At 69.8% G+C, this 21,984-nt stretch carries 18 protein-coding genes; 9 read left to right on the forward strand and 9 right to left on the reverse strand.

What is annotated here, in order from left to right; all coding sequences use genetic code 11:
- Positions 1–34: 34 nt before the first annotated feature.
- From ASF30_RS03920 to ASF30_RS03930, 3 genes are all read right to left on the reverse strand, one after another.
- On the reverse strand, positions 35–3,811 hold the full coding sequence (locus tag ASF30_RS03920; RefSeq protein ID WP_055901693.1) for an ATP-binding protein: 3,777 nt from the start codon (positions 3,809–3,811) through the stop codon (positions 35–37).
- A gap of 80 nt (positions 3,812–3,891) precedes the next feature.
- Entirely contained in the window at positions 3,892–4,308 is a 417-nt protein-coding gene (locus tag ASF30_RS03925) for a DapH/DapD/GlmU-related protein (protein WP_147430886.1), read from the reverse strand.
- A gap of 117 nt (positions 4,309–4,425) precedes the next feature.
- Positions 4,426–4,917, reverse strand: a complete 492-nt coding sequence (locus ASF30_RS03930) for a pyridoxamine 5'-phosphate oxidase family protein (protein ID WP_055901698.1) — start codon at positions 4,915–4,917, stop codon at positions 4,426–4,428.
- Between the two features lie 88 nt (positions 4,918–5,005).
- On the opposite strand from ASF30_RS03930, the gene ASF30_RS03935 reads away from it, so the two are divergent.
- Positions 5,006–5,326, forward strand: a complete 321-nt coding sequence (locus ASF30_RS03935) for a helix-turn-helix transcriptional regulator (RefSeq protein ID WP_055901701.1) — start codon at positions 5,006–5,008, stop codon at positions 5,324–5,326.
- Here ASF30_RS03935 and ASF30_RS03940 read toward each other — a convergent pair.
- From ASF30_RS03940 to ASF30_RS03950, 3 genes are all read right to left on the reverse strand, one after another.
- Positions 5,319–8,009 carry a hypothetical protein gene (locus ASF30_RS03940; RefSeq protein WP_157496931.1) on the reverse strand — a complete coding sequence of 897 codons (2,691 nt, stop codon included), beginning with the start codon at positions 8,007–8,009 and terminating at the stop codon, positions 5,319–5,321. The two genes, ASF30_RS03935 and ASF30_RS03940, sit on opposite strands and share 8 nt — an antisense overlap.
- A 108-nt stretch (positions 8,010–8,117) precedes the next feature.
- On the reverse strand, positions 8,118–9,758 hold the full coding sequence (locus ASF30_RS03945) for an esterase/lipase family protein (protein WP_055901707.1): 1,641 nt from the start codon (positions 9,756–9,758) through the stop codon (positions 8,118–8,120).
- A 133-nt stretch (positions 9,759–9,891) separates the two neighbouring features.
- Complete coding sequence (locus ASF30_RS03950; protein ID WP_055901713.1) at positions 9,892–10,155, reverse strand: hypothetical protein; 264 nt, start codon at positions 10,153–10,155, stop codon at positions 9,892–9,894.
- A gap of 111 nt (positions 10,156–10,266) precedes the next feature.
- On the opposite strand from ASF30_RS03950, the gene ASF30_RS03955 reads away from it, so the two are divergent.
- The 5 genes from ASF30_RS03955 (at position 10,267) to ASF30_RS03975 (ending at position 14,712) form a co-directional block, all read left to right on the forward strand.
- A complete protein-coding gene (locus tag ASF30_RS03955) occupies positions 10,267–12,153 on the forward strand; it encodes a DEAD/DEAH box helicase (RefSeq protein WP_055901717.1) in 1,887 nt (628 codons plus the stop codon).
- Between the two features lie 43 nt (positions 12,154–12,196).
- Positions 12,197–12,589: a DUF1622 domain-containing protein gene (locus ASF30_RS03960; RefSeq protein WP_055901720.1), complete on the forward strand. Its 393-nt coding sequence runs from the start codon at positions 12,197–12,199 to the stop codon at positions 12,587–12,589.
- Positions 12,590–13,094: 505 nt separating this feature from the next.
- A complete protein-coding gene (locus ASF30_RS03965; RefSeq protein ID WP_055901723.1) occupies positions 13,095–13,805 on the forward strand; it encodes an RNase H family protein in 711 nt (236 codons plus the stop codon).
- Positions 13,806–13,852: 47 nt separating this feature from the next.
- Positions 13,853–14,257: an ArsR/SmtB family transcription factor gene (locus ASF30_RS03970; protein ID WP_082467424.1), complete on the forward strand. Its 405-nt coding sequence runs from the start codon at positions 13,853–13,855 to the stop codon at positions 14,255–14,257.
- Positions 14,254–14,712, forward strand: a complete 459-nt coding sequence (locus ASF30_RS03975; protein WP_055901726.1) for an SRPBCC family protein — start codon at positions 14,254–14,256, stop codon at positions 14,710–14,712. The genes ASF30_RS03970 and ASF30_RS03975 overlap by 4 nt, the downstream gene beginning before the upstream one ends.
- Before the next feature lie 81 nt (positions 14,713–14,793).
- Here ASF30_RS03975 and ASF30_RS22520 read toward each other — a convergent pair whose 3' ends face one another.
- Positions 14,794–14,967, reverse strand: coding sequence for a hypothetical protein (locus tag ASF30_RS22520; RefSeq protein ID WP_157496933.1), 174 nt, complete (start codon positions 14,965–14,967; stop codon positions 14,794–14,796).
- Positions 14,968–15,115: 148 nt separating this feature from the next.
- Here ASF30_RS22520 and ASF30_RS03980 point away from each other — a divergent pair, with 148 nt between their 5' ends.
- The 3 genes from ASF30_RS03980 to ASF30_RS03990 all read left to right on the forward strand — a co-directional run bounded on the left by ASF30_RS03980 (position 15,116) and on the right by ASF30_RS03990 (position 16,657).
- Positions 15,116–15,628, forward strand: a complete 513-nt coding sequence (locus tag ASF30_RS03980) for an SRPBCC family protein (protein ID WP_055901728.1) — start codon at positions 15,116–15,118, stop codon at positions 15,626–15,628.
- A gap of 63 nt (positions 15,629–15,691) precedes the next feature.
- On the forward strand, positions 15,692–15,904 hold the full coding sequence (locus tag ASF30_RS03985) for a three-helix bundle dimerization domain-containing protein (protein WP_055901730.1): 213 nt from the start codon (positions 15,692–15,694) through the stop codon (positions 15,902–15,904).
- 24 nt (positions 15,905–15,928) lie between these two features.
- Complete coding sequence (locus ASF30_RS03990; protein WP_055901732.1) at positions 15,929–16,657, forward strand: 4'-phosphopantetheinyl transferase family protein; 729 nt, start codon at positions 15,929–15,931, stop codon at positions 16,655–16,657.
- On the opposite strand, the gene ASF30_RS03995 is transcribed toward ASF30_RS03990, so the two are convergent.
- Positions 16,599–17,930 carry a M1 family metallopeptidase gene (locus ASF30_RS03995; protein WP_055901733.1) on the reverse strand — a complete coding sequence of 444 codons (1,332 nt, stop codon included), beginning with the start codon at positions 17,928–17,930 and terminating at the stop codon, positions 16,599–16,601. The two genes, ASF30_RS03990 and ASF30_RS03995, sit on opposite strands and share 59 nt — an antisense overlap.
- Positions 17,930–21,958 carry a Pls/PosA family non-ribosomal peptide synthetase gene (locus ASF30_RS04000; RefSeq protein ID WP_055901736.1) on the reverse strand — a complete coding sequence of 1,343 codons (4,029 nt, stop codon included), beginning with the start codon at positions 21,956–21,958 and terminating at the stop codon, positions 17,930–17,932. Before ASF30_RS04000 ends, ASF30_RS03995 begins: the two co-directional genes overlap by 1 nt.
- Positions 21,959–21,984: the final 26 nt, after the last annotated feature.

Below are 21,984 nucleotides of genomic sequence, written 5' to 3' on the forward strand. Positions count from 1 at the left end.
CCGCTGCCTCTGAGCACCCGGCGGGCGAGACCGATCAGCGAAGACCGGAGGGCGACACGATGGTGATCGGCGCCGTCTCGGTGTCGATGCCCGGAACCACCGTCGTGGGTGCTCCGATGACGCCGGCGATGCGCGATGCCACGGCATCCGGATCAGCGAACAGCTCGAAGGCGTGCACGCGCAGGTAGTGCCAGCCGAGGCGGCGCAGCACGTCGGGCCGCAGGCGCAGGGACTCGCGCAGGCTCATGGTGCCGACGACGGCATCGGTCTCGACCACGATGGCCTTGCCCCGGAACGACGCCGCCAAGGCGAGCTTCTCGCGGTGTCCGAGTTCGACCGTGACGCCGCGCACCCGCAGGCGCTCGGCGAGGTCGATGAGCATGGCCTCGCTCGCGATGGCCGTCGGCGGCGTGGTCTCGGCGAGGTCGATCTGCTCGAGCACCTGGGCCAGGGCCAGGATGCCGTGGCGGCGGCGGTCCTCGTCGATGTCGCTCGGGCGGAAGCAGGAGACTATGTCCATGGCGCGGCGGGCGCGCGTCATGCCGACGGCCAGCAGTCGATCACCGCCGGCCTCGCCGAGCGCACCGAAGTTCGACAGCAGTCGGCCGTGCGGGGTGCGGCCGTAGCCGATCGAGAAGATCACGCGGTCACGGCTCTGGGCCGTCGCCTGCTCCAGCGTGAGCACGGTGAATGGCTCGGCCGTGTCGTTCAGGATGAAGCTCGACAGGTCGGTGCGCTTCGCGAACGCCGCGAGCACGGCCTGGTGCACGCGCACCGCGTGCCGGCCCGACGCCGTGATGACCATGAGCGACTCGCGCGGACGCTTCACGGCATGGTCGATGACGAGCTCGACGACCTTCGCCACCTCGGCGTCGACGCTCTCGACCGCACCGCTCTCGTTGTCGGGCATGCCGTGGCCGCCCTCCACGTAATGCAGGTTGAGGCTGCCGTGTCCGAGGAAGCTGCCGGCCCAGGGCAGGGCGTCGATGCGCCCGGCGTAGAAGCGGCGGTTCACGAGCTCGGCGAGGTCCTCTCCCCCGGCGCGGTAGCTGCGCGTGAGGGTGAGGGTCGGAAGCAGTTCGCCGAGGCGCGCCAGCGCCGAGTCGGCGTGCAGCGCGTCGACTCCCGGGCCCGTCGTGGCCTCGGGGGCGGCATCCGTTGCATCACGGATGCCGGTCTCGAAGAGCGATGGCGTCTGGGTGACGGGGTCTCCGAAGGCCACGATCTGCTTGCCACGACGGATGGCGCCCAGGTTCTCGGCGAAGCTGGTGGCGCCGGCGTCGACGAGGAGCACGGTGTCGAAGACGATGTCGTCGGTGATCTCGGCCACGTCGTACGGCGAGGCGAGCCACACCGGGGCGACGACCTTGCCGAGGTGCGGGGCGGCGAGATGGAGGTTCCTGGGGCTGGTCCGGTCGGACCGCAGCAGCCGACGGAGGTTGTCGGCCTCCTCGGGCCAGTCGACGACGCCGATCTTCCAGGTCTCGGCGAGGAGCGCGGCGAGCAGCCCGCCGGATGCCGAGGCGTGGGCCTCGTCGACGAGCTTGAAGTCGGCTTCGAGCCTGTCCAGAACGCCGGTGTTGGCATTGAGCAGCGCCTTGTCGCCGGCCAGCATCGACTCGAGCACGGACTGCCACCAGGCGAGCTCGAGCTCGGCCGCGACATCCTGTTCCGCGACGTGGCGACGGGACAGGTCAGTGAGCAGCGGGTCGAGGTTGAGCTCGCGGAGGCGAGCCAGCAGTGCCGTGCGCTCCTGCAGGTTGGCCAGCACCTCGGACTCGGCCGCCAGGCCCGACATCGTGTAGATGAGCTCGCGGATGGGGCGGGAGGCCAGCTGACGCGGGGTGCCAGACACTCCGAGCGGCGCATCGAGCCGGGCCAGGTCGTCGGTGACGCGCTGGTAGGCGACGTGCACGTCGGCGATGCCGACGGGAACGGCCGGAGTGGACCCGGCGACGACGTAGCGCTGCCAGAGCGTGCGCTGCTGCTGCACCCGGCGCAGGGCCTCGTTCATGTCGGTGACGTGCACGCCCGGTCGCAGGTACTCATGCGCGAGCTTCTTGAGGCGGCGGCGGTTCGCGCCGGACATCTCAGGGGCGTCGCGGCGCGTTGACGTGGCCGCGATGAGCTCGACGAGCGAGCGGTCGTAGACCGACGGCTGGAACTTGTCGAGGGTCTCGCGGATGTCGAGGAGCAGCCGCAGGTAGATGCCGAGTTCGGCGATCGACTCGAACGGGCGCAGCCTGGTCTGGCCGACGAGGGCGTTCGCCCGCTCGATGAGGCGGGGCAGCTCCTGCGTGTTGAGTCGCTTCGCCAGCGCGTGAGCGCTGTCGGCATCCTGGGTCGACGTGAAGGACGCCCCGTACCAGGGCGAATCGCCGGGACCGTAACGGAACTCGCCGAGCACCGCCGCCTTGATGAGCGCGGCTGCAGCACCGGCGCGATCGGTCGCGAGGGCGACGATCGACGAGTGGTCGAGCCTGGCCGTCGTGGCCGGCGGCGTCGGCAGCAGCGACAGGCGGGTGAGTTCGCCGAGAGCGTCGAGCACCGAGACACCGAGCGCCGGGTCGCGGCGGGTGAGGGCGCCGCGATAGTCGAGGAGCACCTTGCGGAGGCGCACCAGCGCGTCGTCGACGTCGCTGACCTGAGGTCGGTCGGCCTTCTCGTTGCGGCCGATCGAGAGCATGAGGTCGCGTCGCAGGGTGCGCGCCGACACGGCGGCTCCGGGCAGGCCGACCTGTCCGAGCCTGTGGGCGATGCCCTCGAGGCTCGCGCGCCGCGCGCTCACGACGAGTACGCGCTTGTGCTGGCCGATGAGGGTGCCGAGGGCGTTGACGATCGTCTGGGTGCCGCCGGTGCCCGGCAGCGTCTTCACGACGAGAGAGTTGCCGGCCGAGATCTGCGCGACGACGTTCTCCTGCTCGGGATCGGCGTCCAGCAGCAGCACGTCGGTGGCGGGCGGGCGCGAGTCCTGGCCCATGGCCTGAACGGGGTTGTAGGCGGTCTCGATGCGCTCGCGCGCAGCGGGGTTGCCGGCGACGGCGTCGATGACGGGGTGGTCGAGCTTGGCTGCATCCGTCGACATCCGTCGACCGACGTCGGAGAACGACGAGACCACGAGACGCGGGGCGACGCTGAACCAGGCGAGGTGCGACGTGAGGCCGCGGAGGCGGTCGATCACGGGCTGAGGCTTGAACGCGCCGTTGGAGACTGCGAGCGCCACGAACGCGTCGGCGTCGAGCGTGATCTGGAACTGCTCCTCGAGCGCATTGGCCAGCTCGGGGTTCAGGAACGGTGCGCCCTTGAGCTTCAGTTCGAAGTCGCGTCCGTAACGACGGATGGCCATGGGTCGCAGCAGGACCGGCGCGAGGTAGTCCTCGCCGTCGAGCTTCCACTGTGCGAGGCCGATGCCGAGGTGCACGCTCTCGATCCCGCGCATGGAGCGCAGCTCGATGCCCTTCTGCGTGATGGCTCCGGCGGCGAGCCTGGCGTTGCGCAGGGCGAGCTCGTCGCGGATGAGGCTCGACAGCAGCACGGTCTTGCCCGTGATGAACTGCGGCAGGCCGCCGGGATGCGTCACGCTCAGCTCGATGCGCGTGCGCGGCTGGTCGTCGAAGTGCAGCAGCGGCGACCGGCCGCCGATGGCGGCCAACTCGTCGCGCCAGCGCTGCCATTCTGGTTCGGCGATGTTCGCCGGACGATCCCCCGGATCGCCCGTGGTGACGGCGTGCGGAGCGGTCACCTGGGCAGGGGGAACGTTCGACGACGTCGGATCAGGTTCGTCGTCAGTCTTTCGGTCGAGGCGCCACACACGGACACCCTAAATCGATACGAGCGCATTCCGTCGGAGGCGGGTCGGGTTTTCGTCAGACCGGCGATGTCGGGATCAGCTCAGGCAGCGCGCACGTAGCGCGTCTTCGGTCCCTCGGTGCCACCGACCACGACGTTGTCGGGGATCATGGCATCGCGTTCGAGGTGATGACCGGCGACGATCCTGGAGTTGGCTCCGATGCGCGAGTGGCTGCCGACCCGGGCACCGTCGCTGACGACGGCTCCGGCTCCGACGTGCACGTTGGCACCGATGAAGGAGCGCGATCCGAGCATGGCGTCGCGGTCGATCCAGCTGCCTGCGCCCACGAAAGCGTCACGGGCGATGCTGGCGCCGTTCTCGACGTACGCGGTCGAGGCCACGAACGCCGTCGCATCCACGTGCGCTTTGGGCGAGACGAATCCGCCGCCGTTGGGGTGCCGGCGGTACTTGGTGACGACGCCCTTCTCGAGCTCGACTTCTTCGTTCACACGTCTCACGGGGTTTCCCTGCCTTCCGAGGGCTGCTGGTGAGTCTTGACTTCGTTCGCCCTACGATGACAAGAACGCCTGATGATCAGCCGCTATTCCGCTGACAATACGGCTGACAGAGTTCTCTCAGGGCAGCGACACAGTCTCGTTCTCGCCGCCGTCGTAGCGCTCGCCGGTCAGCTTCGCCTTGACGAAGCTGATGACCGTGGCGATGCGGCCGCCCGGTGAGTCCCAGTACTCGCCGCTCTCGGCCGTCACCTTGAACAGCACGGCCTGCTCGCTGTCGGGCCCGTCGGGCAGCCAGGCCTCCACGGCGGGGTTCCAGAGCTCGTGCAGCTTGGCGGCATCGGTCAGCACTTCGGCTGACCCGGAGAACGAGACGAACGAGGAACCGCTGGTGAGGGAGATCCCGACGCTCGGGTTCATCCCGATCTCGCCGGCGTCGCGGGAGCCCGCCTCGGCGATGAACCAGATGACGCCCTCGTCGGTGATCTCCTGCGGCGCCATCGGTCGGCTCACGACGTGGCCCTCGCCATCGATCGTGGTGAGCATGGCGATCGGGATCTTCCGCGCGAGTTCGACGATGCGGATGCGGGGATCTTCTGTCGTGTCGGTCATCGGATTCTCCTTCTTCGGATGCGGCTCCCTCGACGCTAGTTCGCCGCACGCCCGTCGGCAGGGGCTTGACAGCGCTACGATCGCGCTCATGTCCTCCGAGAACCGCCCAGCCCTGCTCACCGTCGCCGACGTCGCCGCCAGATTCGGCGTGTCGACCTCGACGGTGCGCGTCTGGCTCACTCATCGCGATGCCGGGGCGACGGGTGGCGTTCCATCGATCCTTCCCGAACCCCTGGCCCGCGGCGTGGTCTGGCTGGCCGACGACATCGAGGCCGTCGCGGCCCGGATCGAGGGCCGCAGTCGCACGGGTGGGCGGCCGAAGTCGGCCGTCGCCGAGGCTGCGCCGGCCGAGCCTGCCAGGCCTGCCGGGCCTGCCGGGCCTGCCGAGACCGAGCCGCCGACTACTTGACGGTCTTCGCGGCCGTCGAGGTCGATGTCCCGCTCTTCGAGGCGTAGCCGTAGCGCACGGCCGTGACCTTGACGCGCACGACGGCGCCGGCATCCGCCGCCACCTGCTTGTAGGTCTTCGCCGTGGCACCGCTGATGGTCGTCGTGCCGCGATACCAGGCGTACTTGTAGGTGGTGCCCGTCGTCGTGGGAGCCCAGTTCGAGCCCGCCTTCGCAGTGAGGGTCGAGCCGACCTTGCGGGTGCCGGAGATCGTCGGCAGGGCGGTGCCGGTGAAGGACTTGAGCGATGCGATGGTGGCGGTCGCCGCGCTGACTCCGGCGCGAGATGTGACCCCGGTCTTCATCGCGGTCACGCGCACGCTCAACTTCGCACCCTTGTCTGCGATCACGACCACGTGGGTCCTCGCCGTCGCCTTGGCGATCGCCGTGCCGTTGCGGTACCACTGGTACCCGTACGACGTGGGAGCGGGAACCCACGCCGCACTCGGCTTCGCGGTGAGGGTGCGCGTGACGAACGGCTCGCCGACGATCGTGGGCACCGCGGACCCGCTGAAGGCTCCGGTCGTCGTGGCCGCTGTCGCCGAGCGGTAGCTCCGACTCGTGATCCCGGCCTTCACCGCCGTGACGGATGCCGTCACGATGGCCCCGATGTCATCGGGGCGCTGGGTGTAGCTGGACTCGGTGGCGCCGGCTATGGCCGCCGAGCCGCGATACCACTGGTAGGTGTAGGACGTCGGCGTGGGAGTCCAGCCGTCACCGGGGGCCACGGTGAGGGTCTTTCCGGCGGCGCGTGTTCCCGTGACGATGGGGAGCTTCTCCCCGGCGAAGGCAGTGTCGGCGACGGTCTTGATCGTGGTCGTCGATGTCCACGTCTTGTTCGGGTAATCGGTCCTCGCCGCGGTGACCGCGACAGTCGTGAAGGTGCCGGCGTCGGCTGCGACCGGTGTGTAGCTGACGGACGTGGCCCCGGAGATCGCGGCCCCGTTGCGCATCCACTTGTACGCCAGTGTCGTCGGGGTGGGTGTCCAATCGCTGCCGGATGTCGCCGTGAGGGTCAGTCCCACCTGACGATTGCCGACGATCGTGGGTGGCTTGGTACCAGCGAAGGCGAGGGCCGGTGGCGTGATGACCACGGTGACGGTGGCGACCGACGTCGTCAGAGAGGAGACGGTGATCTTCAGGCCGCCCGTGCGTGATGTGAACGAGTGTCCGGCGACGAACGCCAGGCGACGGCTTGTCGCAGACACGGCGTCGGGGATGACGACCGAGCTCGTGCCCCCGGGGCCGGCCTTGAGAATGCGGACACCCGGGCCCATGGAGGACATATTCCAACCGGCGGGCGGGTTCACGAAACGGGCGTAGAGCGCCCCGGCATCGCGCCCCTGGGCGTTGCGGTACTCGACGACGTAGCGCTCCTTCGATATCGGGTCGACGATGTTCAGTGCGCGGCGGCCGGACTGGGCTGATGCGCCGTTGAGGGTGTAGTCGGCGGTCGTGGGGACTGTCGCCGTCAGGACCGGCGCGTCCGCTGCGGAGATGAGTCCGAGCCGGACCTTGGAGATCGCGTTGAGGGCTGGGGTGTTGTCATTCCCGTGCACCCTCGTTCCGTCGTTGACCACGAACGACATGCCCATCACGTCGTAGAGGTCGGCGTAAGGGTTCTCGACGCACGACGACGAACCGTAGGAGGCGCCGACGACCTTGGCATCGGACTCGGGATAGGTGCACTGCTGCACGTTCGCGTGATCGAGCGAGAAGTTGTGACCGATCTCGTGGGCCAGGGTCAGCTCGTCCCCTGATCCGTCGCCGCCGTCGAAGGCCGCCCACACGACGCCACCGTTCCCGATGCCGTCGCCCACCGATCCGAGGCCGTTGAAGGTACGGGCGCACGACGCCGGGCTGATGACGACGAGGTGCTTCGTGCCGGCTACGAGGTAATCGTCCATCCCGCCCGCGTGTCCGAACTTCTTGGCGGCCTCGTCCCAGAGTGCGAGAGTCGAGTCCTCAGTGCCGCAGCCCTTCGTGGATGAATAGCGCTTGATCGTGGTGAGGGTGATCGCCGGCACCAGAGACGCCGACTGCTCCGTCCAGAACGCCCCGGCCTTCGCCACCACGCTCGTGACGTAATCGGTGCTCGCGGACGGCTCAGTCGAGCCGTCGGAGACGACGGCGACGTCGATGGTGTGCGCCGTTGCTGCGGCCTGCGTGTCGACGTCGCCGATCTCGCCCGCGACGACGGTCAGCGGGTCGTCGGCGACGACGGCGGCTTCGACGATCAGCTGGCCCTCGGCGGAGTCGGCGGCGACGGTTCCGGATGCCACGACGCCGGCGTCGGCCAGCACCTCGGCACTGGGCGCAGCCACGACATCCACGGGTGCACCGGAGGCTGCATCCGCGGGGATGAGGCCTCCCTCGATCGGTACGGATGCACCGTCGGCGAGGATGACGTGTGCTCCGAGCGTGGCTGCGGCCCCCGTTGCGGCCTGCGGCGGCGTCACCGGGGTGGGCGACTCCTCCGCCTGGATGACGACGAGGGTGCCGACGAGGTGGACCGCGGCATCCGATGCCGGGTCGTCGGCGACTGCTGCCTGGACCGGGGCGAGCAGCCCGCCCAGAAGCGCCACCGTAGCCGTGAGTACCGGAATCCTGAACGACCGCATGCTGATGATTCCCCCCGAGGACATGCTCTCGACGTTATAGATGCGGCGGGCGGGTCCGCGCCTCCAGAAAGGGGCGCATTCGCGCGCACCGTCGGGTCGTCGTCGTCGGCGGCGGATACGGATGCGGATGCCTCACGCAGCCTGATCTGACGCCGCGACCTCGACACGCAGCGTCGCCGCGAAGTTCGGGCCACCGACGGGGAAGGTCCACGCTGCTGCTGACGCGTTCTCCGGAGTCGCGTCCTCGGTCGCCCGGCTGATGCGCGGGTCGATCACGGTGTCGGCATCCGCGTCGGTCAGACCGCTCGTCAGCTTGAGGGTCTGCTCGGTGGTGTGGATGAAGATGACCGGGTGGGTGCCTTTGATCACCTGGAGCCAGTACTGGCCGGAGAAGATCACGTTGTCGGAGAAACCGATGCCGATGGTGTCGCGTTCGGCCACGTAGACGTCGAGGCGGAAGACCATGTCGGGCGCCTTCGGATTGGCGTTGGAGTCGATCCAGCCCTCCCAGATGAGTCTGCCGTCACCGGCCCAGCCCATGGCCCGGTCGGATTCCGACAGCGGCCTGCTCAGCGCGGCCGGAAGTGCACCGGGTCCATCGTCGCTGAGGTCGACCGTGCGGAAGGGTCCGTAGCAATTCTCAGCGGCGGCCGATTGCTCGAACAGGGAGAAGTCGACGAAACGTGGCTTGATCGTCACCCCGAAGAAGAACTCGCTGCGGCCGAAGAAGTCCTTCTCGTCTCCGTTGATCCTCGCATCGTCGAGGGAGAGGCGGATGCTGTGGGTGCCGTGGAAGAACCGCATGGCGATCTCGTAGGCCTCGCGACTGGTCACCAGCGAATCGGTTCCGCCGTGGCACTTGTTCACGAAGGTGCGCGGCGCGCCCGGCAGTTGGGCCGCGGCCTGCTTCACCAGCCCGTCGCTGCGGTTGTAGGTCATGCCGTCGCCGGCGAGCAGACTGGCCAGCCTGTTGCCGGCGGAGGAGACCTTGATGTTGTAGTCGCGGTAGTTCGTGCCGACGACGGTGAGGAGGTTCGACAGGGGGAACCACGTCGGAACGTCGAGGAACGCCGTACTCGTCGGGTCGAATGCGCCGAGTTCGCTCGCCGCCTTCACGTGCACGAAGGAGAGGAAGGCCTCGGGCATCCGTTGGAAGGCGATCCCGCGGTGCGGGGTGCCCAGGGTCACAGCCCGGTGGATGGACTTCGCCGCCCCCTGCGTGACGTTCGGGTCCTTCGCCACCGCCGCCTCGTGCAGCAGCCGCATGGCCTGCACCATGACGAGGCCGCCCATGCTGTGGGCGATGACGTCGACCCCGTCGAAAGCGGGCTCGCCGTTGCGCTCGGCGAGGTAGGCGATGCGCTCGATGAGCTGCACGAGTCCCTGCGCGAAGGTGTCGATGTTGCGCGGGTTCAGGTCGTAGTAGCGGTACACCCAGATGGTTCCCCTGGTGTTCCAGCCGTCGTGATCGTCGACCATGCGCGGGTCGATGACGACGGAGCCCTTCACGAACTCGGGGTCCCAGCCGGCGATCTCGGCCGGTCCCTCGACGGCGGACGGGTAGTACCCGATGACGTCGGTGGCGTCGTTGTACGGATGCTCGGACGACTTGAGCGCCTTCAGCACGAAGCCCTCGTAGATGTAGTTCTGGCCGCGCTTGCTCGGATAGACCGTGCCGTCGTTGAAGCCCTGGTAGGCGTTGCGCCTGTCGTCCTCGATGTCGAGGCCGCCGAAGCCCCTGATGAGTACGAGCGGTCGCGGACGTGTCTCCATCGTGCCTGCCCCTTCGGGTCGGGAGGCCCGGCGGCGTCGTCGCTCGCCAGCGCCCAGGCGCCGACCGAGAGGCCGGCGTCGATGGCACCATCGTCCCGCTCGCGCCGACCCCCGTCAACAGCGGGCTTCGCGACTACCGCTCGGTCGGCGGAACCTCGTCGCGCAGTTCCCAGGGCAGCTCGTCCTCGTCGAGCACGACCTCGTCCGTCGGGGGCTCGTCGAAGGGTCCGGGCTCGTGCGGCCAGCCCGGCGGCTGCACCTGCGTGGGGTGCGTCGTCTCAGCTGCGACTTCGTCGGCGCCGTGGGCATCGGATGCCGCATCCGTCGCCCCGCCACGATCGAGGATCACGCGCCTGAAGCGAGCGAAGCCGGGGAGTGAGTCATCCGTCTCAGCCATGGGTCCATCCAAGCACCGGATGCCGCCCGAATGCGCACGGCGACCCCAGACCGTACGTGTCGGAGGAGGCCGCACCACCGCTGCACAGCAGGGCGCGGTACCGTTGGAACCATGACGTCCCCTGACTCCACCCCGCAGAGCGAGGCGGAGACCACCCCCGCCGAGCCTACCTTCACCGATCTCGGCCTTTCAGACGCAGTTCTCAAGGCCCTCAAAGACGTCGGTTACGAGACCCCGTCCGCCATCCAGGCGGCCACGATTCCCCCGCTCCTCGCCGGCCGCGACGTGCTCGGCACCGCGCAGACCGGAACCGGCAAGACCGCGGCGTTCGCGCTGCCCATCCTCTCCAACCTCGACGTGTCGCAGAAGTCGGTGCAGGCCCTCGTGCTGGCCCCCACCCGCGAGCTCGCCCTGCAGGTGTGCGAGGCGTTCGAGAAGTACGCCTCCCACGTGCGCGGCGTGCACGTGCTGCCCGTCTACGGCGGACAGGGCTACGGCGTACAGCTCTCGGCGCTGCGTCGCGGCGTGCACATCGTGGTCGGCACCCCCGGCCGCATCATGGATCACCTCGAGAAGGGCACGCTCGACCTCACCGAGCTCAAGTACCTCGTGCTCGACGAGGCCGACGAGATGCTCAAGATGGGCTTCGCGGAAGACGTCGAGACGATCCTCGCCGACACTCCCGACGAGAAGCAGGTGGCGCTGTTCTCGGCCACCATGCCCGCCGCCATCCGTCGCATCTCGGCCCAGTACCTGAAGAACCCGGAAGAGATCACGGTCAAGACCAAGACCACGACCTCCTCGACCATCACGCAGCGCTACCTGGTGGTGTCGTACCCGCAGAAGGTCGACGCCCTCACCCGCATCCTCGAGGTCGAGAACTTCGAGGGCATGATCATCTTCACGCGCACCAAGAACGAGACCGAGACCCTGGCCGAGAAGCTGCGCGCCCGTGGATACTCCGCCGCCGCCATCAACGGCGACGTCGTGCAGGCCCAGCGCGAGCGCACGGTCAACCAGTTGAAGTCGGGCAAGCTCGACATCCTGGTGGCCACGGATGTCGCTGCCCGCGGCCTCGACGTCGAGCGCATCTCCCACGTGGTGAACTTCGACCTGCCCATCGACACCGAGTCGTACGTGCACCGCATCGGTCGCACCGGCCGCGCCGGTCGCAGCGGCGAGGCGATCAGCTTCGTCACGCCTCGCGAGCGACGGATGCTGACCTCGATCGAGAAGGCCACCCGCCAGACCCTCACCCAGATGCAGCTGCCGAGCGTCGACGACGTGAACGCCACGCGCCTGGCCCGCTTCGACGACGCCATCACCGAGGCCCTCGGCCAGCAAGAACGGCTCGACCGCTTCCGCGACATCATCGCCCACTACGTGGAGCACCACGACGTGCCCGAGGCCGACGTGGCCGCGGCGCTCGCCATCGTCTCGCAGGGCGAGACTCCCCTGCTGCTCTCCGCCGAAGACGAGCGCGCCCAGCAGCGCGCCGAGCGCTTCGAACGCGAGAAGGAGCGCAACGAGCGCTCCGGTGGCGACCGCGGCGACCGCGGGGGTTCGCGCGGCGGCGACCGCTGGGACCGTGGCGACCGCACCGACCGTGGTGGGCGCGGCGATCGCCCCGACCGCTACGCCGACCGTGGCGCCGGCGGTGACCGTCCCGAGCGTCGCTCGCGGCCGAGCAGCGGACCGATGGCCATGTACCGCATCGCCATCGGCAAGCGCCAGAAGGTCGAGCCGCGCCAGATCGTCGGTGCGCTCGCGAACGAGGGCGGCCTCAGCCGCCAGGACTTCGGGGTCATCGACATCCGTCCCGACTTCTCGCTCGTCGAGCTTCCGGCCGGGCTCTCCGACGACACGCTGTCGAAGCTGAGCGGCACGCGCATCTCGGGCAAGCTCATCGAGCTGCGCCCCGACAGCGGAGGACCGTCGCGTGCGAACCGCGACTCCGACGGCGGCGACCGCCCGTACCGCAAGCCGCGGCACGACTGAGCCCCGGCTCGACACGCGTTGATGCGGCGACGGTGACTCGACCATGACATTCCAATCCGTGATCGAGGCCATCGGCACCGTCATCGACGCTGCCGGCGTGGCCGCCATCGTCGTCGGCGCCCTCATCGCCACAGTCGTGGCGGTGCGGGCACTCGCGGCGAAGCGTGGTGCCGTCTACGTGCCGTTCCGGCGTTCCCTCGGGCGCTCGATCCTCCTCGGGCTCGAGCTGCTGGTGGCGGCGGACATCATCCGCACGGTGGCCCTGACGCCGACGCTCGAGAGCGTCGCGGTGCTGGGCGGCATCGTCCTCATCCGCACGTTCCTCAGCTTCTCGCTCGAGCTCGAGATCTCGGGACGCTGGCCGTGGCAGAAGAAGGATCCGAAGACGGATGCCGATCCCACGTCAGGCGCTGCCGACGCCGACCCCACGTCGTAGTTCGCGGCGCGGCGCGTCGGGTCTGGTCGCCGCTTGTGGCCCCATCCGTCGGGCGCCGCGGGCGTCGCTCGCCACCTGTGGCCGCATCCGCCCCGCCGCAACGGGCGTTCGCCATTAGTGGCCGCTTCCGCTCCCGCCCGGTAGGCAGCTCGCCACACGTGGCCGCATGCTCCGGTGTCGCTCGCCACCTGTGGCCGCATCCGTCACCGCCTTGCGGCCACAAGTGGCGAGCGAAGCGGGGCGGAGCAGGGCGGAGCGGGGCGGAACAGGGCGGAGCGGGACCTCGGCGGAGCAGGACTTCGGCGGAGCAGGGCAGCAGCGGCCGAGCCGGAGCCGCAGCCGGGGCCAACCGGGTGGGCGCCGGCCGAGCCGGAGCCCGAGCCGGAGCCGCAGCAGCCCGGGCCGGAGCGAGCGACAGGTGACCGCGCGGCGGAGCCTCTGCGCGGACTCCCGTCGCGACCCGAATACGATGGAGCTTTGCGCTCGCCCCTTCGGAAGGCCCCTCGTGACGATCACCGCCGCAGCCGACGGCTCAGCCCTCGGCAACCCCGGACCATCGGGCTGGGCCTGGTACATCGACGAGAACACCTGGGCCGCCGGCGGCTGGAAGCACGCCACCAACAACATCGGCGAGCTCACCGCCGTGCTCGAACTGTTCCGCTCCACCGCGCACCTCGACGAGGACCTGCTGATCCTCTGCGACAGCCAGTACGTCATCAACTCGGTGACCAAGTGGATGCCGGGCTGGAAGCGCAAGGGCTGGCGCAAGGGCGACGGCAAGCCCGTCATGAACCTCGAACTCATCCAAGAGCTGGACGCCGCCATCACGGGCCGCCGCTACAGGTTCGAGTGGGTGAAGGGCCACGCCGGCCACCCGCTCAACGAGGCCGCCGACGAGCGTGCCCGCGCCGCCGCTGAGGCCTACCAGCGCGGTCGCCCGGTTCCGAGTGGTCCCGGCTTTCCGGGCGCTGGCACGTCGGTGACGGATGCCGCCACTCCCCTCGCAGCTCCTGCCGCGCCGGCTCCTGCTGAGCCATCGGCCCCCCGGCCGGCGCCATCCGCTGCCCCGCAGCTCTCGCTCTTCGACGACGAGCCGGCCGCCGAGGAGCTGCACCCGGTGACGGTCCGACTGACCGCTGACGAGCACGCCCGCCTCGCGCGCACAGCGGCCGACCTCGGCATCACCGTCGATGAGGCGCTCCGCCGGCTGATCTGAGGCGCCGGTTCGCTGGCCTGCTACCGGGGCGTGGTACATTCACCCTCATGGGTGAACCAACGACGATGACTCTGGATCGGGTCTTCGGTGCGATCTCCGATCCGACCCGGCGCGAGATCCTGCTGCGGCTCTCGCGATCCGACGAGCGCGTGACGGATGTGGCGAGCCACTTCTCCATGTCGCTCAATTCCGTCTCGAAGCACGTGCGCGTGCTGGAGGGCGCCGGACTCGTGACCCGGTCGGTGCAGGGCCGCAATCACGTGCTCTCGTTGAATGCGGCACCTATGGCCGAGGCCGCGGCGTGGATGGAGTTCTACCGCGAGTTCTGGACGGATCGACTGGCCGCACTCGACCGCTTCGTGACGGGTGCGGCGGCCACCGGGGCTGCCACCGCCGGGTCAGAGGCCATCGGCGCATCACCGGCCGGCACGGCCGAAGCGGCATCCGAATGACCGTCGGAGCACCGGCGGGCTCCCCGGCACCAGCACCGGCCCTCGTCGTCTCCAGGGTCATCGCGGCGTCACCCGAGGCGCTGTTCGACGCCTGGACGGACCCGAGCAGCCTCGCCGCCTGGATGCAGCCCGGCGCCACCACGCACACCGAGGTCACGGCCGACGCCCGCGTCGGGGGCGAGTTCAGCATCCTGATGCACATGCCAGACGCACCGGTGCTGCACCGCGGCACCTACCTCGAGGTCGACCGACCCAGGCGGCTCGCCTTCACCTGGCGGTCGCGATTCACCGAGGACGCCGACACCCGCGTGACCGTCGACTTCACGGCGACGGATGCCGGGACCCTGGTCGCCGTCACCCACGAGCACCTGCCGCACGAGTCGGCGCGGGCCGCCCACCTCGATGGCTGGACAGACTGCCTCTCCGAACTCGCGGCCTGGGCCGCCCCGGCCTGACGACCCACCCGGCATCGACTTGGCAGTCGTGGCTGCCTGCGTGCGGACGCGAGCAACCGAAACTGCGAAGTCGAGCTCGGTCTACTCCTCCGCTGGGCGCCCCGGGCGCACGGCAGCGGTGTCGGCGATGTCGATGCGAGTCGTTCCGTCGAGCCGTTCCTCCACCTCGATGCGCGGCGCTGCGTCGGCCTCGGTCGCCTTCGGTGCCGTCGTGAGCTGATCGTGGCGCTTCTCGTCGTTGGACATCTCGGTCATTCCTGAAACCCTACGCCCGCCCCTGTCGACATCCGAGGTTCGGTGTTATATTCACCCTTATGGTTGAGTAACTTGACGAGTGAAGCACAGCCAACAGCCAACAGCCAACAGCGCGAAGCAAGCGAACAAGAGAGCGAAGGACGAACCCATGAGCGAGCAGGACTACACGGCGACGATCTCGGTGACGCAGACCCCGGATGCCGCATTCGCCGCGATCACGCATCCGCGTGCCTGGTGGTCGGAGATGATCACGGGCGACACCGAGAAGCTCGGCGACGTGTTCGTCTTCGACTTCCCCGGCGTGCACCGCAGCACAATGACACTGACCGAGGTGGTGCCCGGCCGGCGCGTGGTCTGGCACGTGACGGACACGATCATCAGCCTCGTCGAGGACCAGGACGAGTGGAACGGCACCGACGTCGTCTTCGACATCGTCGAGCGCGACGGGCGCACCGAGGTGCGATTCACCCACGTCGGGCTGACACCGGCCTTCGAGTGCTACGACCTCTGCTCCAACGCCTGGGGTTCGTACATCACGGCCAGCCTGCGCGACCTCATCGAGTCCGGCACCGGCTCCCCCATCGAGGCCGGCGACTCGCTCGAGGTCGAGTTGCAGCGCACGCAGGTCCGGTCGACCACGGCGGATGCTGTGCACCACTGAGTTCACCTGTCGGTCGCCGACGCGCACTTGACGGTCGGGAGAGCGCTGCATCACACTCGGAGGATGAAGACGCCGAATGAGGACGAGGCTGTGGCGGAGATCGTCTCCCGTCTGGCCACTCGATTCCCGGATGCTCCTCGCGCCGATGTCGAGGCCGTGGTCGACAGCGAGCATCACGCCTACGACGGTCGTCCCGTACGCACCTACGTACCGGTGCTGGTCGAGCGCGGAGCCAAGCAGAAGCTGCACGCGCGAACCTCCGATTCGGTGGCGTAGATCAGGGATGCGGGCGGCGCCATCGTGCGCTGGCAACCGCCGACGCTGACGGACGAGCGCCGACGACGCATCCTCCAACTGCTGAGCGCTGCGGAGCGCGCCCGCTGGGAGGCTGCGGCATCCGGCGAACCGGGCGATCGATTCCTCGTCGGGCGGATGCTGCTCCGCGAACTGAGCGCCGAGTCGCTGCAGATCCCGCTCGAGGCCGTCACGGTGCTGGCGGTGTGCCCGAGCTGCGGCGGGCCGCACGGCCGACCTGAGATCGCCGTCGACGGAGCGATTCCCCTACGCGCCGGCCTCTCCCACACCGCCGGACTCGTGGTGGCTGCGGTCCTGCCGGCGACGCGCGGATCCGCGCTCGGGATCGACGTCGAGGCCGTCGCCGGCTCCTCGGAGCGACGCGCTGCGATCGATGCGCTGGTGCCGCCCGACCTCCGGGGAGCACGGGGTGCCCGAGGTCATGGACACGGCACCCGCGGCGCGCTCCGGGCGTGGACCCGCGTCGAGGCCGTACTGAAGGCCGACGGGCGCGGCCTGCGGGTGGACCCGAGTGCCGTCACCCTGCAGCGGGCGGACGGCAGGCTCGCGGCATCCGTCGACGGGAGCGAAGCGGACTACGCCCTGTTCGATCGGAGCATCGGCCGTCGGGGCCTTCGCCGCGGTGCCGTCATGAGCATCGCGATCGCGGACCCGGTCAGCGAGCCGAGCCCAGGGGCAGGACGGGCAGCGCGGCCGAGTACAGCCAGGCCGTGAACAGCGGGCCCAGCGCGAGGCCGGTGCGCGCTTCGGCCAGGGTGACGAACTCGGCGGTCGAGGCCGTCGCGTGGCGCTTCAGGGTCGTCCACGCCTGCAGCACCCCGAAGAACGCCTCGTCGCCGACGGTGAGCCGCAGCGCGTGCAGCGTGAGCGCCCCGCGCTTGTACACGCGGTCGTCGAACATGTGGGCCGCGCCGGGATCCCCGACCAGGATGTCGGCCGGCAACCGAGACAGCCCGACGCGGAACTGCCTCGCGAGGGCGTCGGCGCTCACCGACCCCGAGGCCTCCGACCAGATCCACTCGGCGTAGCAGGCGAAGCCCTCGTTGAGCCAGATGTCCTTCCAGGCGGCCACACCGACGCTGTTGCCGAACCACTGGTGCGCCAGTTCGTGCGCCACGAGCCGCTCGGAACCGCCACGGCCGTCGGCGTGGTTGGACCCGAACACGGCGAGCCCTTGCGCCTCGAGCGGGATCTCGAGTTCGTCGGCCGTCACCACGATGCCGTACGACTCCATCGGATACGGTCCGAATGCCTGGTCGAACACAGCCATCATGCGCGAGACGTCGGCGAAGTCGCTCCGCACGGCGCGTTCGATCTCCTGGGGGAAGTACAGCGTGCCTGGCGTGGCGCCGAGAGCGAGATCCGTCGCGGCATAGCGCCCGATCTGCACCGTCGCGAGGTAGGTGGCCGTGGGCTCGGGCTGCTCGTAGGTCCAGTGACCCCGGCCCGACGCGACCCGGAAGTCCGTGAGGCGACCATTGCAGACGACGCGATAGGCGGCATCGGTCTCGACACGGATGCTGTAGCTCGCCTTGTCCGACGGGTGATCGTTGCACGGGAACCAGGTGGGAGCGCCCGAGGGCTGCGAGGCGACGAGGAGTCCGTCGTCGAGTTCCTCCCACCCGAGGGTTCCCCACCGCGTGCGGCGCGGCTTCGGAGCACCGGCGTACTCGACGGTGACGCTGAACGCCTCGCCGGCGGCCAGGGCCTGGGCCGGGTCGACGCGCAGCTTCGTCGCTGTCTGCCGGAATGCGACCCGGCGGCCGTCGATGCTCACGCGTGACACCCGAAGCCCGACCAGGTCGAGGCTTAACCTGGTGAGCGGCTCGGTGGCGACCGCCGAGATCACCGCGATCGCCGTGAGCCTGTTCGTGCTGATGCGGTACTTCAGGTCGAGGTCGTAGGCCGCGGTGCTGTAGCCGCCGTTGCCGCTGGCGGGCAGGTAGGCATCACCGGCGCTCTCGGCACCGATCCCGGCAGCAGCCATCACCGCACCCGCACGTGGTAGTCAGCCGTCGAGACGACGCGCCACGGTCCGATCGTGTTGCCGCTCCATCGGCTGCCGACGGGAACCTCCTCGCCGCGCATCACCAGCGAGGCGGGGCCGACTGTTGCGTGCGCGCCGATGCGGGCGGCGGGCAGGATGACGCTGTGCGGCCCGAGGGTCGCACCGGCATCGAGAGTGACGACGTCCATGCTCATGATTCGATCATGGAACAGGTGGGTCTGCACGACGCAGCCGCGATTGACGGTCGATCCGTCGCCGAGGCGCACCAGATCCGCCTCGGGAAGCCAATAGCTGTCGCACCACACGCCGCGACCGATCGACGCTCCGAGGGTGCGCAACCAGACGGCGAGCGCCGGCGTGCCGGCCGCGGACTGGGCGAACCACGGAGCAGCCACCATCTCGACGAAGGTGTCGGAGACCTCGGTGCGCCAGACGAAGCTCGACCACAACGGATGCTCCCCCACCCTGATGCGCCCGACGACGACCCATTTCGCGACAGACGTGACGGCCGCAGCCACCCCGCCCGCGACGAGCATGACGACGCCGCTCAGGAGCACCGTGGCGACGGGTCCCGTGGACTCGATGAGGACGGCGAGGGCGAAGAACACCCCGAGACCGATTCCGCAGGTCACGAAGACCGGCAGGATGCGGCAGAGTTCCCAGAGCGTGCGGGCCAGCCGCAGCCCGGAGGTCGGGCTGTAGGTGCGGGTCTCATCACCGGCGACGTTCGCTCGGCGCAGGCGCACCGGCGGCGAGCCCAGCCAGGAGGATCCGGCCTTCGACTTCGCCGGTGCCACCGACAGCACGGCGACGAGCGAGTCCTTGGCCACCCTGTGGCCTGGCGCCGCCATGCCCGAGTTCCCGAGGAATGCCCGCTTGCCGATGCGGGCCGGGCCGATGACCATCCAGCCGTCCTGCAGCTCGTAGGAGGCGACCATGGTGTCGTCGGCGAGGAAGGCGTTGTCGTCGATGGTCGTCATCGACGGGATCAGCAGCACCGTCGACGCCTCGACACCCCGCCCCACCTTCGCTCCCAGCAGGCGGAGCCACACCGGCGTGAACAGGCTGGAGTAGAGCGGGAAGAGGAGGGTGCGCGAGGCGTCAAGCAGGCGTTCGGTGCTCCACGCCTGCCAGCCGATGCGGCTGCGCACCGGATGCCGTCCCTCGTGAAGCCCGATGGCGAGCAGTCGCACCAGCACGACGACGAGACCGGCGAAGACCACGCCCGTGACGAGGGTCGCGGGCACCAGCCACGCCACGGCCGCCAGCGCGGCGGACGCGAGGTCGCCAGCACCCCGGATGCCGGCCGCGATGACGATGCCACCGGCCGCGAAGGCGATGATCGGCAGCAGCGACAGCACCAGGGACGCCACGGCGTAGGCCCAGACCCAGCGGGTGCGCCGAGACGGCTCGGGGCGATCGCGCCTCGCCGGCGCCGGGCCGACCCGCTCCGCGGGCGAGCCCGCCCAGCGCTGACCCGACGGGACCCGGCCGAACACCGCCGAACCGGGCGCGATCTCGGCGTACTTGCCGATGCGGGCGCCGGGCAGCAGGGTGCTGCGCGCGCCGATGGTGCTGTGGGCTCCGATGCGCATCCGGCCTATGCGCACGACGTCGCCGTCGATCCAGTACCCGGCCAGGTCGACCTCCGGCTCGATCGCCGCGCCCTCGCCGATGGTGAGCATTCCGGTGACCGGCGGCATGGTGTGGAGGTCGACGTTTCGGCCGATCTTCGCTCCCAGCGCACGGGCGTAGTAGCTCACCCAGGGAGCGCCGGCGAGTCCGACGGCGCCGATCTGGTGCGCGATCTGGTCGGCGAGCCACATGCGCATGTGCACGGATCCGCCCCGCGCGTAGTCACCGGGCTCGACGCCGGCGAGCAGCATCCGGGCCCCGGCCACGGCGATGGCCATGCGCCCGAACGGGGTGATGAACACGAGGATGCCGACGATCAGCAGCCAGAGCGGCACGACCGGCAGGTAGGAGAAGTCCTCGCCGACCCAGGCCAGCACCTGCGTGGCCGTCAGCAGGTAGAGCAGCCAGCGCACCCCGCTCAGGATGAACAGGGGCACACCGACGAGGGTCTGCAGCCATTGGGTCGACCGCGGCGTCGGCGCCGATTCGCGGAACCCCGTCGCGGCATCGTCGCCGCTCCGGGCGCGCACCCTGACGTCGAGTTCTGCTGCCATGGCGCCGAGCCGCGGGTAGTCGTAGATGTCGGCGACGGTGAACTCGGGGTCGCGCTCGCGGATGCGGGTCACGAGCTGGGCCGCAGAGAGCGACCCGCCGCCGAGGTCGAAGAAGCTGGCATCGGCTCCGGATGCCGGCACTCCCAGCACGGCGAGCCACTGCGCGGCCAGCCACTGCGTCGTCGAGTCCACGTCATCGTCGACGACGGGCTCGGCCTCCAGCGGCCAGGGCAGCGCAGCCTTGTCGACCTTGCCCGACGTGCGGGTCGGGAGCTCGTCGACGACGGCGAGCAGCGGAACTATGGCGGCAGGGAGTTCTTCGACGAGGCGAGCACGAGCAGCACCCTGGTCGAAAGCGGCGCGGTCGGACACGGCCACATAGCCGACGAGCACCTGATTGCCGGCCTCGGTCCTGCGCACGGCGACAGCAGCACCGGTGACGCCGGGGAGCGCCTGGACGGCCGCTTCGATCTCGCCGAGCTCGATCCGTCGGCCTCCCACCTTCACCTGGTCGTCGGCGCGGCCCTGGAACACAAGCCCTGCGCGTTCGAACTGCACCAGGTCGCCGCTGCGATAGGCCCGGTCCCATCCGATGCTCGGAAACGGCGCGTACTTCTCGGCGTCCTTCGCCGGATCGAGATAGCGGGCGAGCCCCACTCCCCCGATGATGAGTTCGCCGACCTCGCCGTCGGCGACCGGGTTGCCATCGGCATCGACCACGGCGAGCGCCCAGCCGTCGAGCGGCAGGCCGATGCGCACAGGGACCGATCCGTCGAGGAGGGCAGCACAGGCGACGACCGTGGCCTCGGTCGGGCCGTACGTGTTCCAGATCTCCCGCTCGGCCGAGGCCAGCCTCTGGGCGAGTTCCGGCGGGCAGGCCTCGCCGCCGAAGATGAGCAGTCGCACGTTCTCGAGGGACTCGACAGGCCAGAGCCCCGCCAGAGTCGGCACCGTCGAGACCACGGTGATCCCGTGGGTGATGAGCCATGGCCCGAGGTCCATGCCGGAACGCACCAGGGAGCGCGGCGCCGGCACGAGGCAGGCGCCGTGGCGCCACGCCAACCACATCTCCTCGCAGGAGGCGTCGAAGGCGACGGACAGCCCGGCGAGCACACGGTCTCCGGGCCCGAGCGGGGCGTCCTGCAGGAAGAGCCGCGCCTCGGCATCGACGAACGCCGCCGCGGACCGGTGCGTCACCGCGACGCCCTTCGGTGTTCCCGTGGAGCCCGAGGTGAAGATGATCCACGCATCGTCGGCGACGGTCGGAGACGTGAGGCTCGGCGTGGCGTGGGTGCTCGGATGAGCCGCGGCCCCGTCGAAGAGCTCGACGGCGGAGGCGGCATCCGCCTCCGCAAACACGGCGGCATCCGTGTCGGCGTTCGTGTCGACCTTCGTGTGGGCGTTCGTGTGGGCGTTCGGGGTCGCGGAGGCGACGAAGCCCCCTCGTCCCGAGATGACGCCCACCACCTTCGCCTCGCTGAAGACGAGGTCGGCGCGCTCCTGCGGGTCGTCGGCGTCGACGGGCACGTAGGCTGCGCCGGCCGCGATGACGCCGAGGATGGCGACGTACAACTCTCGCGCACCGGACTCCATGCGGATGCCGACCCTGTCGCCGCGGCGGACCCCGGCATCGTGCAATCGGGCCGCCGATCTCACGACGGCGGCCATCAGCTGCCTGTAGCTGAGTGCCCCGGCGGCATCCTCGATGGCTGAGGAGTCCGGATGCTCCATCGTCGTCTGCCGGAGCACGTCGAGGAGGGTGCGCGGCGGCGGCGCTTCGGAGGCGCGGTCGAGGATTCCGGCGAGAGGTGCGGTCACGTGCTCACTCCAACTCGCATCGAATC

This window comes from Leifsonia sp. Leaf264 (assembly GCF_001422325.1).
Classification (GTDB): domain Bacteria; phylum Actinomycetota; class Actinomycetes; order Actinomycetales; family Microbacteriaceae; genus Orlajensenia.

Coding starts and splice junctions, on each gene's coding strand:
- ASF30_RS03945 (WP_055901707.1), bottom strand. CDS start 9,758: ATGGAGACACGTCCGCGACCGCTCGTACTCATCAGGGGCTTCGGCGGC.
- ASF30_RS03940 (WP_157496931.1), bottom strand. CDS start 8,009: ATGTCCTCGGGGGGAATCATCAGCATGCGGTCGTTCAGGATTCCGGTA.
- ASF30_RS03970 (WP_082467424.1), top strand. CDS start 13,853: ATGGGTGAACCAACGACGATGACTCTGGATCGGGTCTTCGGTGCGATC.
- ASF30_RS03980 (WP_055901728.1), top strand. CDS start 15,116: ATGAGCGAGCAGGACTACACGGCGACGATCTCGGTGACGCAGACCCCG.
- ASF30_RS03985 (WP_055901730.1), top strand. CDS start 15,692: ATGAAGACGCCGAATGAGGACGAGGCTGTGGCGGAGATCGTCTCCCGT.
- ASF30_RS03930 (WP_055901698.1), bottom strand. CDS start 4,917: ATGACCGACACGACAGAAGATCCCCGCATCCGCATCGTCGAACTCGCG.
- ASF30_RS03960 (WP_055901720.1), top strand. CDS start 12,197: ATGACATTCCAATCCGTGATCGAGGCCATCGGCACCGTCATCGACGCT.
- ASF30_RS03995 (WP_055901733.1), bottom strand. CDS start 17,930: ATGGCTGCTGCCGGGATCGGTGCCGAGAGCGCCGGTGATGCCTACCTG.
- ASF30_RS03955 (WP_055901717.1), top strand. CDS start 10,267: ATGACGTCCCCTGACTCCACCCCGCAGAGCGAGGCGGAGACCACCCCC.
- ASF30_RS03950 (WP_055901713.1), bottom strand. CDS start 10,155: ATGGCTGAGACGGATGACTCACTCCCCGGCTTCGCTCGCTTCAGGCGC.
- ASF30_RS03935 (WP_055901701.1), top strand. CDS start 5,006: ATGTCCTCCGAGAACCGCCCAGCCCTGCTCACCGTCGCCGACGTCGCC.
- ASF30_RS22520 (WP_157496933.1), bottom strand. CDS start 14,967: ATGACCGAGATGTCCAACGACGAGAAGCGCCACGATCAGCTCACGACG.
- ASF30_RS03975 (WP_055901726.1), top strand. CDS start 14,254: ATGACCGTCGGAGCACCGGCGGGCTCCCCGGCACCAGCACCGGCCCTC.